Source organism: Ruegeria sp. BE1 (assembly GCF_056538885.1).
In genome coordinates, this window is sequence record NZ_JBQFTY010000001.1 from 903596 (window position 1) to 917391 (window position 13796).

General features: G+C 60.3%; 13 protein-coding genes and 1 pseudogene. 6 read left to right on the top strand and 8 right to left on the bottom strand.

Annotated elements, in window-relative coordinates; all coding sequences use genetic code 11:
• The first annotated feature begins 27 nt into the window (after positions 1-27).
• A pseudogene (locus ACR0J5_RS04505) lies at positions 28-1691 on the top strand (flotillin family protein).
• A 30-nt stretch (positions 1692-1721) separates the two neighbouring features.
• Here ACR0J5_RS04505 and ACR0J5_RS04510 read toward each other — a convergent pair.
• The 7 genes from ACR0J5_RS04510 to ACR0J5_RS04540 form a co-directional block, all read right to left on the bottom strand.
• Positions 1722-2942, bottom strand: a complete 1221-nt coding sequence (locus ACR0J5_RS04510; RefSeq protein WP_480650821.1) for an MFS transporter — start codon at positions 2940-2942, stop codon at positions 1722-1724.
• Positions 2943-3012: 70 nt separating this feature from the next.
• Positions 3013-3609, bottom strand: a complete 597-nt coding sequence (locus ACR0J5_RS04515) for a YceI family protein (RefSeq protein WP_480650823.1) — start codon at positions 3607-3609, stop codon at positions 3013-3015.
• Positions 3606-4820 (bottom strand): MFS transporter, encoded by a 1215-nt coding sequence (locus tag ACR0J5_RS04520; RefSeq protein ID WP_480650825.1) that lies wholly within the window; start codon positions 4818-4820, stop codon positions 3606-3608. The genes ACR0J5_RS04515 and ACR0J5_RS04520 overlap by 4 nt, the downstream gene beginning before the upstream one ends.
• 64 nt (positions 4821-4884) lie before the next feature.
• Complete coding sequence (locus ACR0J5_RS04525; protein ID WP_480650827.1) at positions 4885-5505, bottom strand: ImuA family protein; 621 nt, start codon at positions 5503-5505, stop codon at positions 4885-4887.
• Positions 5506-5553: 48 nt separating this feature from the next.
• Positions 5554-6135 carry a retropepsin-like aspartic protease family protein gene (locus ACR0J5_RS04530; protein ID WP_480650829.1) on the bottom strand — a complete coding sequence of 194 codons (582 nt, stop codon included), beginning with the start codon at positions 6133-6135 and terminating at the stop codon, positions 5554-5556.
• 40 nt (positions 6136-6175) lie between these two features.
• On the bottom strand, positions 6176-6796 hold the full coding sequence (locus tag ACR0J5_RS04535) for a MarC family protein (protein WP_480650831.1): 621 nt from the start codon (positions 6794-6796) through the stop codon (positions 6176-6178).
• Entirely contained in the window at positions 6793-8646 is a 1854-nt protein-coding gene (locus tag ACR0J5_RS04540) for an ABC-F family ATP-binding cassette domain-containing protein (RefSeq protein ID WP_480650833.1), read from the bottom strand. The genes ACR0J5_RS04535 and ACR0J5_RS04540 overlap by 4 nt, the downstream gene beginning before the upstream one ends.
• A 109-nt stretch (positions 8647-8755) precedes the next feature.
• Between ACR0J5_RS04540 and ACR0J5_RS04545 the strand changes: the two genes are divergently transcribed.
• A complete protein-coding gene (locus tag ACR0J5_RS04545) occupies positions 8756-9958 on the top strand; it encodes a multidrug effflux MFS transporter (protein ID WP_480650835.1) in 1203 nt (400 codons plus the stop codon).
• 103 nt (positions 9959-10061) lie between these two features.
• Positions 10062-10484 (top strand): nucleoside-diphosphate kinase, encoded by a 423-nt coding sequence (ndk, locus tag ACR0J5_RS04550; RefSeq protein ID WP_170352964.1) that lies wholly within the window; start codon positions 10062-10064, stop codon positions 10482-10484.
• A 52-nt stretch (positions 10485-10536) separates the two neighbouring features.
• On the opposite strand, the gene ACR0J5_RS04555 is transcribed toward ndk, so the two are convergent.
• Positions 10537-10884 (bottom strand): TfoX/Sxy family protein, encoded by a 348-nt coding sequence (locus ACR0J5_RS04555; RefSeq protein WP_480650838.1) that lies wholly within the window; start codon positions 10882-10884, stop codon positions 10537-10539.
• 250 nt (positions 10885-11134) lie between these two features.
• Here ACR0J5_RS04555 and ACR0J5_RS04560 point away from each other — a divergent pair, with 250 nt between their 5' ends.
• The 3 genes from ACR0J5_RS04560 to ACR0J5_RS04570 are packed head-to-tail and all read left to right on the top strand — an operon-like array spanning position 11135 to position 13794.
• A complete protein-coding gene (locus tag ACR0J5_RS04560; RefSeq protein ID WP_480650840.1) occupies positions 11135-12571 on the top strand; it encodes a CHAD domain-containing protein in 1437 nt (478 codons plus the stop codon).
• Between the two features lie 3 nt (positions 12572-12574).
• The gene (locus ACR0J5_RS04565; RefSeq protein WP_480650842.1) at positions 12575-13330 is read left to right on the top strand and encodes a ParA family protein; all 756 of its coding nucleotides are present in this window, start codon (positions 12575-12577) and stop codon (positions 13328-13330) included.
• Positions 13327-13794, top strand: a complete 468-nt coding sequence (locus ACR0J5_RS04570; protein ID WP_480650844.1) for a CYTH domain-containing protein — start codon at positions 13327-13329, stop codon at positions 13792-13794. The genes ACR0J5_RS04565 and ACR0J5_RS04570 overlap by 4 nt, the downstream gene beginning before the upstream one ends.
• Positions 13795-13796: the final 2 nt, after the last annotated feature.

Genomic DNA, 13796 nt, shown 5'->3' on the forward strand with positions numbered 1-13796 from the left:
TTCAAACCCCAACTCGGAGGATTTTGCATGGAACTTCCATTCCTGGCCGTCACAATTGTGACCATTCTGGCCGTACTCTTGTGTTCATTGGCCTTGTGCTGGGCCGTCTCTACCGCCGCGCGACCCGTGAGATCAGTCTGGTGAAAACCGGCGCGGGCGGCAAGAAAGTCATCATGGATGGCGGTGTTATCATCGTGCCGTTGCTGCATGAGGTCAGCCCCGTAAATATGAAGACCCTGCGCCTTGAGGTACAGCGTAGCGGTGAAGCTGCGTTGATCACCAAAGACCGCATGCGCGTGGATGTGGGCGTTGAATTCTACGTCTCGGTCATGGCGACCGAAGAGGGGATCGCACGTGCCGCGCAAACGCTGGGCGACCGCACCTTTGATGTCGAGCAATTGCGCGAGATGATCGAAGGTAAGCTGATCGACGGTCTGCGCGCCGTGGCGGCCCAAATGACCATGGACGGGCTGCATGAAAACCGCGCCGACTTTGTGCAAGAGGTGCAGAATGCCGTGTCCGAAGACCTGCTGAAAAACGGTCTGTCGCTGGAATCCGTCTCGCTGACCGCGCTGGACCAGACGCCCTTCGAAGCGCTGGATGAAAACAACGCGTTTAACGCCGTGGGTATGCGCAAGCTGGCCGAGGTGATTGCAACCTCGAAGAAAGAACGCGCGCAGATCGATGCCGAGGCCGAGGTCGAAGTGCGCCGTGCCGCGATGGAGGCAGAGCGTCAAAAGCTGCTGATCGAACAGGATGAGGCGCAGGCGCGGATCGAACAGGCGCAAAAAGTCGAAACCATGCGTGTCGCGCAAGAGGCCGAGATCGCGGCCCGGACCGAAGACTCGGTGCGTGAGACCGAGCGCGCCCGGATCGCCCGTGAGGAGGCCATCCGTTCGGCAGATATTGAGCGTGAGCGCAAAATCCGTGACGCCGAGATCGCCAAAGAGCGTGAGATCGAAGTGGCCGAACAGGAACGCCAGATCATCATCGCGCAGAAATCCGAAGAGGAAAGCCGCGCGCGTGCATCCGCGGATCTGGCCCGTGCCGAAGCGACCAAGGCGAGCGAAGCCGTGGCAACCGCCCGCGAAGTGGCCGAGGCCGAGCGTCAGAAGCAGATCGCCCTGATCGAAGCCACCCGCGAGGCGGAACGTCAGGCCACCGCCATCCGTCTGGCCGCACAGGCCGAGAAAGAGGCCGCCGCCGACCGCGCCGAAGCCCGCCGTGAAGAGGCGCAGGCCGAAGCGGATGCGCTGAACATTCGCGCCGAGGCCAAGAAGAACGACATGCTGGCCGAAGCGGAAGGTAAGCGCGCGATTGTCGAGGCCGATAACGCTCTGTCCGCGGCGCAAATCCGAATGAAGGTCGATCTGGCGCGGATTGAAACCATGCCCTCGATCATCTCGGAAATGGTCAAACCTGCGGAAAAGATCGACTCGATCAAAATCCATCAGGTGGGCGGTATCGGGGCCGGTGCCTCGGGCGGTGCGGCCAACAGCGACAAACCTGTGGTCAACCAGGCGCTGGATTCGATCATGGGTATGGCGGTGCAGATGCCCGCGCTCAAGAAGCTGGGTGAAGAACTGGGCCTGTCGATGGAGAACGGCGTCGGCGGCGTGGTGAACGGGGCGCTGGAGCAAACGCAGGACCCCGCCGAGGGGGCAGAGGATGAGACCCCTCCGATCCAGTAACAAAAGAAAGGGCCGGGATTTCCCGGCCCTTTATTCTTCGCGCGACCGTTTCAGCAAGCGCCCGATGGTAAAGGACGTGCGCGGCGCATAGACATAATTCGTACGCGCATCCGGTGTCGGGCGCGAGCGCATTCGGGCAAGGCCGAACAGGATAAGCCCCAGATGGCCGACTGCGACAAAGGCGAACAGCGCGCCCGGCCCAAACTGCTGGATCAGCGTGGATGAAATATAGGGCGATGCAATCGCCCCCAGCGCGTACCAGAACATCAGTGCGGCCGACAGCTCAACCCGCTGTTCGGTGGTGGCAAAGTCATTGGCGTGGGCAGATGAGACCGAGAAGATCGGGAAAGTGGTCAGCCCAAAGAATCCGGCCGCCAGCATGACGCCCAAGGTGCCCGAGCCGCTGGCCGCCATGGTGATGCCGCAGCTGAGCACGGCGGCGGCTGACAGCCAGATCAGCACCCACCGCCGGTCATATTTGTCGGCCAGCCATCCCAGCGGATATTGCGCCAGCGCGCCGCCGAGAACGAAAGACGCCAGGAAAAAGGCGATCTGATCCACGCCCAGGCCCACCTCTTGCCCATAGACCGGGCCGACCATGCGAAACGAGGCTGAGCTGAGCGCCGACACAATCACCCCGGCCACGGCCAGGGGCGAATTGGCCCAGGCCAGTCTGGGCCGCAGGCGCGGTGCCTCGGGTGTCTTGGGTTGGCTGGCCCGCGTCAGGGCCAGGGGCAGCAGCGAGGCACAGCACAAAATTGCCAGCAGGTTGTATGATACGTAAGAGGCAGGCGGCAGCACCGCGATGATTAACTGCGCGCAGAGCGACGCACCCAGATCGGCGATGCGGTAGCTACCCATGACACGACCGCGCGACTCGTTTGTGACCTTGGCGTTCAGCCATGCTTCGATCACCGTATAACACCCGGCCACACAGGTGCCCGATGCGATCCGCAGGATGGCCCAGATATTCGGGTTCTCGGTCAGGGTATGGCCCAGCAGACCCATCGCGCCCAAGGCCGTGCACACGGCAAAGGCGCGGGAATGGCCGACACTGCCCATCAGACGCGGGGCCCACCAGCATCCGACAAAGAACCCGATGAAATGCGCAGAACCCAGCAGACCGATCTGCTCGGTCGAAAAGTCCAGCGTCAGCCCCGATATGGCATCCAGAGGCCCAACGCCTCCGGTCGACAGCTGCAAGAGAATGACCGACAGAAACAAGGCTGCAAAGGAAATGATCGTGCGCATAGTGACACCAGCTTGTGGCTTTCGGGGTGAAATGCGCGCGGCTTATCGACCTGTCGGCGTCGTTTTTGACCTATTCCGCGCGTTTGATTTCGGCCCGGATGTCCAGCCCCACGGTGTCCTGCACCAGATCGGGATAGCCGGATGCCCCGAAATCATGACGGTTCAACGCGCCGGTCAGGCGAATGGACAGATCGTCGAGATTGTCGGCGGCGCTGCCGGGGGGGCGGTGCAGGGCGGCCCTTAGGACAATCGGTCGGGTGACGCCGCGCACCGTCAGCTCACCCCTTATCGTGGCCCCGCCCGAGATGCGCCCGCTTTCGCCAAGCTGCACGTCGGTCGAAACGAATTGGATCACTGGAAACTCCTTGGCGTCCAGCACGCTTTCGCTAAGCATAGGTTTGCGCGCAAAGGGCAGTTTTGTGCGGGCTTTGGCCACGTTCAGAACGACGTCCACGCGGCTGTTGAGCAAGTCGTTCAGGTCGATCTCGATCTCGGCGGACTCGATCGGCATGGTGCCTGATTGCGATATGCCTGACAGGTCAAAGGTGAAATCGACCGATGTCTCATCCGGGACAAGCTCATAGGCGTCGGGGGCGGCAAATGCAGGCCCGGTCAGGGCAAGCCCGGTCAGAATGGCAAGCAATGTGCGTCGTGTCGGGTGTATCATGCGAGAACCTCTTGCCTGCGGGGCCGTGAGCGGTGGAGCAGCATCAGCAGAATGGCGATATTGATCCCGTTCCAGAGAATGCCGTTGATAAAGGCCAGTTGGTAATTTCCGGTGACGTCGTAAATCCAGCCGGACATCCATCCGCCCAGTGCCATGCCCATGATTGTCATCATCATCACAAAGCCGACCCGCGCTCCGGCCTCTTGCGGGGGCATGTATTCGCGGACCACCAAAGCATAGCTGGGAACGATGCCACCCTGAGCCAGACCGAACATCAGACTGATGATATAAAGCGAAACCATGCCGTCATAGGGCAGGAACAGGAACAGGGCGATACATTGCAGGACCGAGCCGATCAGCAGGGTCATCAGCCCGCCCAGCTTATCCGCAACCACGCCTGAGATGACGCGGCTGACCACACCGCCCAGCAGCATCAGAGACAGCATCTCGGCCCCCACGGCAGGGCCATAGCCCAGCCCGACACAATAGGACACGATATGAACTTGGGGCATCGACATCGCCACGCAGCAGCCGATCCCGGCCATACCCAGAATATATTGCAGGGCGCGGGGTGATATGCCGACGCTGCGCGCGTTGAGCTGGGCATTGGCGGCGGCGGTCCGGTGCGCTTCGACCGGCACCTGACGGCGCAGCAGCAGGGACAGGGGGATCACCACGATCAGGGTCATCAGGGCAAGCGTCAGATACACCTGCTCCCACCCGTCTCGGGCCAGAATGCCGGACAGCATGGTGGGCCAGATAGCGCCCGACAGATAATTGCCGCTGGCCACCAGAGCGACGGCAATGCCGCGCCGTTTCATGAACCAGTGCGAGATATCGGCGATCAGCGGCCCGAACCCGATCGAAGTGCCCAACCCCAGCAACAGATGCGCCAGCGACAACAGCAGCATGTTTGGGGCCAGCGTCGCCAGCAGATAGCTGATGGCGCTTAGAATGGCAGCACCGATCAGTGCTTTGGTCACGCCCATGCGGTCGACCAGCTGGCCCAGCCACATGTTTCCCAGCGCAAAGCCGATCATCGAAAGGACATAAGGCAGCGAGGCTTCGGCCCGACCGGCATCGAACTGTGTCTCGATGGCGGGCATCACCACGATAACCGCCCACATTCCCACATTCGCCACCATGGCAATTGCCAGAGTGATCAGCAGGCGCAGCCAGGAATAGCGGCTATCGTGGATCGCGTGGGTCATCCCGGAACGCTAGGGCGGGGGCGGGGGTTTTGCCAGTCACAAGTTTTGTGAACCGCGTGAGGTGTCACGCCATTACATCGTCAGCCCCGATCTGTGTCAGGTTCAGACCAGCGCGCGCTTTGGTCTGGGTGGCCTGCCATGTGACCGGGGGCAGGGCGCGGGCACGGCGGCGGGTCAAACGCCAGCGGCGGGCCTCTCCGGCATGATCAGCGGCCATGTGCCAGCGCGTCTCAATTCCCTGTGCGCCACCATCGCCGGGCGTCAGCAGCAGACCCAGCGGTGCTCGCCCCAGTGTGCCGCCCTGTTCGGCGGCCAGATGCATGCGCCGCACGGGTGTCAGCCCCGGTGCGCCCGGCAGGTCGCCGATGATCAACGGGATCGCCCCGCTGCGCAGGGCTTCTTCCAGACACCATAGAATATCTTCGGCGCGGGTGGGGCGAACAAAGATGAACCGGGCGGGATCGGCAAAGGGCATCATACCATCGGGGTTCAGCTGGCCCGGCTCCCACGCGGGGGAAATCCACAGCACCGGGCCCTGTGCCTGACCGACCAGCCACATCGCAAAGCTGCGCCGGGCCGGGCCGCAGGCTTCGTGCACGCGGCCCGTTTGCAGGGTGATCTGAGGGTGTAGCGCCAGCCCCTGCGCCTTATGCGTTGGCTTGCGGTCAGTCAGGTGGATGGACATGCCGTCAGATTAGCATGTTCTTACTTTGTTCTCAATAATGGAATACTGTCACCGCGACAGGATCATACGACCATTAGTGAACTGAATATTCGAAAACCGGTGCAGGTAATCCATACCCAGCAGGGACTGGCGCAGATCGCCCTCATTCACCCAGGCCGAGACACCGTGATCAGTGATCGGCCCCAGTTCAAGACTGTCCAGCCGGACGGGTGCAGTGCGCACCTCTCCGTTCGCGGTAAAGGCGCGGCCGAAATAGTTCAGCTGATCGGGGTCAATACCGATACGCCGGGCGTCCTGATCGCTGAGGACAATCTGGCTGGCACCGGTATCGACAAGGAAGTTGATCGGCTCTCCGTTCACGATCACGGGTAGGTAATAATGGCCATCGCTGGCGCGCGGAACCTCGATCGCTTCTCCGGTCACGGTCATCTGCGGGGCAGGGCCTACGGTCGAGCGGATGTCTTCCCACAGTCCGACAACCGCAATGACGCCGACAAAGATAAACACCCAGGCCATGGCTTGTTGCAGGGTTTTATTCAGCGACTGACGGTTTTGCGACACGAACCAGAACACCACGGCCGTCCCAAGCACAACCAGATATACCAAACGCCCGATGTTGTCGCCGTCCATACCGTTTTCCTAAACACTTACCTGTTGGATATATGGGGGGTCAGGAGGCAAATCCAAAGGCCTTGAGGCCATCCAGAATGAATTGAACCGACAAGGCCGCCAGCAACATTCCCAGCAGGCGGGTCAATACGTTCAGACCGGTTTTGCCCAGAATGCGCGCAATCAGACCGCCTGACAGGAAAAAGGTCAGAACCACCGCCATGACCGCCAGCATGACCAGACAGGCCTCGACAATGCCCAGAACACCAGGATGTTGCCCTGCCAGCAGAATGATCGTTGCAATCGATCCCGGGCCCGCGATCAGCGGAATGGCCAGAGGGAACACGGAAGGGTCGGGGTGTTCCTCTTCCTCGGCGCGGTCCTCGCGCCGTTTGGTGCGGCGGTCAAACAGCATGTCCAGCGCGGTCAGAAACAGCAGCGCCCCACCGGCAACGCGGAAGGCGGCCATTGAGATACCGACGAACCCCAAAAGCGCCTCGCCAAAGGCGGCAAAGGCAATCAGGATGCCAACAGCCGTCAGACAACTGCGGATCGCGGTTTTGCGCCGGGTTCTGGCATCCATGTCCTGCGTCAGCGCCACGAAAATCGGCGTGGTGCCAAACGGATCGATGACCACGAACAGGGTGGTGAAGGCAGTGATGAAAAAGGCAAAATCCATCATGTGGTCGTCTCGGCTTGTTCAAGGCGTTCGGCGGCGGCGACCCACAGGGTTTCGGCCTTTTGCATGGCTTCGACCACCTCGGCAAATTTGCGGTTCCATGCTTCCAGATCGTTGATCTTGTCATCCTCGTAAAGCGCCGGGTCCGCCAGCTTGGCCGAAAGCTTGTCGTGCATATCGGTCAGCTTTTCGATCCGGTCCTCGCATTTGCGCAGATCGGCGCGCAGAGCCAGAAGCGTATCGCGGGATGGGCGTTTGGGCTTGGCCGCCGCGGGCTTTTCTTTGACCGGCTTGTCACGGGCCAACAGCAGGGCGCGGTAGGCTTCCAGATCGCCCTCGAACGCCTTGACCGTTCCATCCGAGACCAACCACAGCCGGTCCGCGACCAGTGACAGCAGGTGCATGTCGTGGCTGACCAGCACAACCGCGCCCGAATAAGCGGTCAGCGCTTCGACCAGCGCCTCGCGGCTTTCGATGTCCAGGTGGTTGGTCGGCTCATCCAGAATCAGCATATGCGGCGCGTCGATGGTGGCCAGCAGCAGCGACAGGCGTGCTTTCTGACCGCCCGACAGGCGCCCGACCCGCGTTTCCGCCTGATCCGCGTTCAGGCCGAACCCGGCCAGACGGGATCGCCACTTACCCGGCGCCTCATCCGGGCGCAGGCGGCGGAGGTGATCCAGCGGTGTTTCGTCCACATACAGCTCATCCACCTGATGCTGCGCAAAATAGCCGATGCGCAGCTTGGAGCTGCGGGTCATCTTGCCCGCCATCAGGGGCAGACGGTCGGACAGCAGCTTTGAAAGGGTCGATTTGCCCTGACCGTTTTTACCCAGCAGGGCGATGCGGTCATCCTGATCGATGCGCAGGTTCAGGCGGCGCAGCACTTCGGTGTCGCCATAGCCCGTGATACCGCCCTCAATATGGATGATCGGGGGCGACAGTTCCTCGGGTTTAGGGAAGGAAAACGCACGCAGGGCAGCCTCTTGCGGGGTCGAGACCAACTGGATGCGCTCGATCATCTTCAGGCGCGACTGGGCCTGCACAGCCTTGGTGGCCTTAGCGCGGAACTGGTCGACAAAGCTTTGCAGATGGGCGATGCGCGCCTTGGCCTTTGCGTTTTCCGATTCTGCCTGCGCAATACGTTCGGCGCGGCGTTCGGCGAATTTGTCGTAAGGCACCGCGTAATAGGTCAGCTTGCGGTCTTCCAGATGCAGGATCGATCCCACCGCGCGGTTAAGCAGCCCGCGGTCGTGGCTGATGATGATGACCGTATGAGGGTACTTGGCCAGATAGCTTTCCAGCCACAGCGCGCCTTCAAGGTCCAGATAGTTGGTTGGTTCGTCCAGCAACAGCAGATCGGGCTGCGAAAACAGCACCGCCGCCAGCGCCACGCGCATCCGCCACCCGCCCGAGAAATCGGAACAGGGTTTCAGCCGATCCTCATCATCGAACCCCAGCCCTTTGAGGATCGAGGCCGCGCGCGCCTCGGCTGACCAGGCGTCGATATCGGCCAGACGGGTCTGGATCTCGGCAATGCGCGTGGGGTCTTGGGCGCTTTCTGCCTCGGCCATTAGGGTACTACGTTCGATATCGGCGGCCAGAACCGTGTTGATCAGCGAGACATCGGACGAGGGCACCTCTTGCGCCACGCCACCGATCCGCGCGCGTTTGGGCAGCACGATATTGCCCGATTCCAGTGCCAGTTCCCCCCGGATCAGGCGAAACAGGGTGGTCTTGCCGGTGCCATTGCGGCCCACAAGCCCGACCTTGTGCCCATCGGGAATGGTTGCACTGGCCCCGTCGAACAAAGGGCGACCTTCGACGGCGTAATTGATGTCTTCGATCCGTAACATGCGCCGCTCTTAGCAGAGCCGTGATGCCGCCGCCAGCCGCTTGGCATGTTCAATGCGCGGCGGATGTGTTAGCGCTGGTCCGGTTGGATTTCAGACGGTTATTTGCCCCATGCGCGCGGCCCGGACGCCCCCATCCCTGGTGACACTGATCTGCGCGACGGCCCTGTCGGTGCTGTCGCTGAACATGTTCCTGCCGTCACTGGCGCGGATGGCCGAGGATTTTCAGGTCGATTATGCCTTGGTGAACTTTTCGCTGGCCGGGTATCTGGCGATTTCGGCCTGCCTGCAACTGATCCTTGGCCCCTTGTCAGACCGGTTCGGACGCAGGCCCATTTTACTGATCGGGATGGGTGTCTTTGCGATCGCCTCACTGGGCTGCGTTCTGGCCGAGTCGATCTGGGTCTTTCTGGGGTTCCGCATGTTGCAGGCGGCGGTGGTGGCAGGACCGGTGTTGTCCAGCGCCTCGATCCGTGACCAGTTCGCGCCGAATGAGGCTGCCAGCAAGCTGGGCTATGTGGCGATGGCGATGGCGTTGGCGCCTATGCTGGGTCCGATGCTGGGCGGTGCGCTGGACATGCTGTTTGGCTGGCGGGCGGGGTTCGTCCTGTATTCGGTGTTCGGGGCAGGGATGTTCATGCTCCTCTGGCTGGATATGGGAGAGACCAATACCAACCGATCCGCCACCTTCGCCGCGCAGCTGCGCGAATACCCGCATCTGTTTCGCGCCCGCCGGTTCTGGGGCTATGCGCTGTGTGCTGCGTTCTCGATCGGCGGGTTCTACAGCTTTATCACCGGCGCGCCGCTTGTTGCCGCTGCATGGTTCGATCTGAGCCCGGCCATGCTGGGCCTTGGGATCGGCATCATCACGGGTGGCTTCATGGTGGGGAACTTCATCACCGGGCGCATCGCCAAACGCACCCGGCTGACGACGATGATCCTGACAGGGCGCATCGTGGCCTCAACCGGGCCCTTCATCGGGTTGTTGCTGTTTTTGGCAGGGATGGGATCGGTCTGGGTGTTTTTCGGCTCGGCCATTTGCGTGGGCTTCGGGAATGGGTTGACCAACGCCAACGCCTCGGCCGGGGTGATGTCGGTACGGCCCAAGCTGGCGGGCAGCGCGGCGGGTCTGTCCGGCGCAATGGTCGTTGCATTGGGGGCGATCCTGACGACTGTGACGGGCACATTTGTCAGCCCCGAAAACGCCCCGTTCCTTGTGCTGGGTATGATGAGCGCCAGCAGTTTCGCGGGCCTTCTGGCCATTCTTTATGTGCGCAGGCTGGATCGTATCGACCCGTTGCCGGACACGATCTGAAACTGAGGCCATCATAGTGCTTTTCTTGCGCCGCATACCGTGTTACGCGGCGCGCGATGGATTTCGGCGCACACCAAGCGCCACATTGTAAGGAGAGGCCGACATGGCACTGGAACGCACATTCTCGATCATCAAACCCGATGCAACCCGCCGCAACCTGACTGGCAAGATCAACGCCAAGTTCGAAGACGCCGGCCTGCGCATCGTCGCGCAAAAGCGCATCCACATGACCAAAGAACAAGCCGGCAAGTTCTACGAAGTCCATGCCGAGCGTCCGTTCTATGACGAACTGTGCGAATTCATGTCGTCGGCTCCGGTCGTTGTGCAGGTTCTGGAAGGCGAAGGCGCCATTGCCAAGAACCGCGAAGTCATGGGCGCAACCAATCCCGCAGACGCCGCCGCCGGCACCATCCGCGCCGAGTTCGCTGAATCGGTTGGCGAAAACTCGGTCCACGGTTCCGACGCACCGGAAACCGCAGCAGTTGAGATCGCCTATTTCTTCTCGGGCATCGAACTGGTCGGCTAAGCCGGTTTCAGCTTTGACTGACAGGCCGCTCCCTTTAACGGGGGCGGCTTTTTTATGCGAGTTTGAGGTCTGTGGCCGAGATCCTAACTCCAATTGCATCCAAATCCGCAATCATCTGGGTCTCGGGTGCTGTGGTTGCACTGGCTTTGATGGCGTCAAACCGCGCGCGCAGGGCCTTTTTCTCATCACCTTTGCAGTCGTTCCACGGGCGTCCCTGCAACCCCATCACCAGCACGTAATAGCCAATGAAATGTGGGCGCGACCCGTTTCGCAGTAATTTGGCATAGGCTGCATCTGCCCCCATTTCGCGCAGGTGCTGGGCCGAGTGGATACCTGCCCGCGCGCAGGCTTGCTCGAACGCGGGGCCGAGGTTGCGGATGGAAGAGACGGGATCAGGCATGGGCACGTTCTAACGGGGCATTGCGTTCCTGTCGACATGACGTAGGGTCATTTTGAGATCGGACTTGCCAGATAACAGGCCGTTCGATTTCATGATGTTAAGCTGTCACGAGGATGCCAATGTCCGAGGTTCAGAAAGCCGCCAAGACACTGGTGAAGGGCCATGTTCATGCGCCGCGAAAGGCCCGGTTGTGATGGCGGGGTTCGTTGCCGTGCTCGGCCCGATTAATTTTAGCGGATTATCGAATGATTTGAATGGTCTGTCGGTAGAGGCTGACGCACCCGGGCCAGCGCAAAGCTTTGACCTGTTGGACAGCCATGATCAGGATTTGCGCGCTGATGGCCGGATGCTGGTTCAGGTCGGCGGGGCGCTGCATTTGTTTGACGATGATGCGCTTTCGCAGGCCTGCTCTGGCAAAGGACGGTTCGTTCAGGATTTGCCAGACGGGCCAGTGCGCGCGGCGTTGAAAGGTTTTCCCAAGTTGCGCGCGTTGATGAGCATCGGGTCGGGCGCAATGACAACCACCCGTTTCGCCGTGTTGGATGAGCTGCAAAAAACGCAAGTGCGCGGTGACATGGTCGTTCTGAAAACCGACGAAGGGCAGGCGACGCTGTTGCAGGTGCGGGCCATGCGTGGATATGACCGCGCCCATGAGGCCGTTTGCGATAAATTGGTAACGAAGGCCGCAGATATTAAGGCAGTAGTTCAACACCTGTTCCCCGAGGCCGTTCCCTATACCTCCAAGCCCGAGGTTCAGCTGGGCACGCGGGAACCCTCGGTCGAGGTGGCGGTAGACATTATCCGCACATTCATCTCCGTCGCCCGCCAGAATGAGGCTGGCGTGATCGCCGACATCGACACGGAATTTCTGCATGACTATCGCGTCGCGTTGCGGCGTGTCCGATCAGTGCTGAGCTTGTTCAAGGGTGTGTTCTCTTCCGATCAGACCATCGCGTTAAAGCGGGTTTTCTCTGACCTTATGGCCCCCACAGGGCGGTTGCGGGATCTGGATGTCTATCTTTTGGAGAAAGATAATTATTTCAATCTTATACCGTCTAATCTTCACACGGGCGCCGAGGCTATGTTTGCGCAGTTTGCCCAAGAGCGCGCGCAGGTTTTGGCCACCTTGTCCCGCCGGTTTCGCAGTGCAACTTATGATCGGCAGATGCAGGAACTCTCGGCCCAGTTTTCGGACGCAAAGAACCTTCAGCCGGGGCCAAATGCAGACCGCGCAGCCTATGACTATGCTTGCGCGCTGATTTGGAAGCGGTACCGCAAGGTGTGCAAACAGGCGCGGCGTATCACGCCTGACACGCCGGACGATGCGGTGCACGCGCTACGGATCGATTGCAAAAAGCTGCGCTATCTGATGGAGTTCTTTGGCCCGCTTTTTGACAAAAGCGATTTCAAGACGCTCATCAAGCCATTGAAAAAGCTTCAGGATAACCTTGGCCTGTTCAACGACTATTCCGTCCAACAAGTCGCGCTGTTGCAATTTCTTGACGGGCAAAGCAACACTCAAGGGCGGGCAGATGCGCAGTTTGCCATGTCTGTTGGCGGGCTGATCGCCGTCCTTGATCAGCGCCAAAAGGCCGAGCGCGCCCGCGTCATCGCAAATTTCAGGCATTTCGACAGCCCGGACATCCAAAACCTGTTCCGAACCCTGTTTCACCACAAGGAGGACTGAGGCGTGAAGATCATAGCGTGTTACAGTAACAAGGGCGGCGTGGGCAAAACCGCGACCTCGGTGAACCTCGCCTATGCCTATGCGCAGGCGGGGTACAAGGTGCTGCTGTGCGATCTTGATCCGCAGGGGGCGTCGGGCTTTTACTTTCGGGTGAAACCTTCGAAAAAACTGACAGATGCGCGGTTCTTTGAGGATGTCGCGCGGTTCACCAAATCGATCCGTGCCAGTGACTTCGAAGGGCTGGACGTGCTGCCCGCAAACCTGACCTTTCGCGATTTCGACGTGTTCCTGTCGCGGATGCGAAACAAACGCTCAAGGCTGAAAAAGGCTCTGGTCACGGCGGGCAGTGATTACGACATCGTCCTTCTGGATTGCCCGCCGAATTTCTCGACCCTGTCCGAGAATATCTTCAAAGCCGCCGATCAGATATTGGTCCCGGTGATCCCGACGACCCTTTCAGAGCGCACATTCGATCAACTGGTCAGCTTTTTTGAGGCGAAAAACCTGCCAAAGAAAAAGCTGCGCGCGTTCTTTTCGATGGTGCAGCGGCGCAAAACCCTGCATCTGGATACGATGGAGCAGATGCGCAAGCTCTATAAGAAACGCTTCCTTGCGTCCGAAATACCTTTTGCCGCCGATATTGAACGTATGGGTCAAAACCGCGCGCCGGTAAGCCTTTATGCCGGGCGCAGCGCGGCGAGTACGGCTTATGAAAACCTGTTCAAAGAATTGGAAAACGGAGTGAGTTCAGGGAAATGAGTGCCGAAATTGAACGTAAATTCCTGGTCGCAGAGATGCCGGACCTCAGTACTGCGGAAAAAGCTGTGGTGCGTCAGGGCTATCTGACGGCCGCCGAGGATTCGACCGAACTGCGGCTGCGTCAAAAGAACGACCGGTATTTTCTGACCCTGAAAGGCAGCGGTGCGTTGGTCCGGGTTGAGCGTGAGGCCGAGATTTCATCGCAGCAGTTCGAAACCTTCTGGCCCGAAACCGAAGGCCGACGGGTTGAGAAGGAACGCTACACAGGTGAGTTGCCGGATGGCCGGGTGTTTGAGCTGGATGTTTTCACCGGGGATCTGGCCCCGTTGCGTCTGGTCGAGGTCGAGTTCGAGACCGAAGATGAAGCCCGCAGCTATACGCCGCCCGCGTGGTTTGGTGCGGATGTGACGGCGGATAAACGTTATAAGAACAAGACAATGGCGACCGAAGGCATTCCTGGCTGACC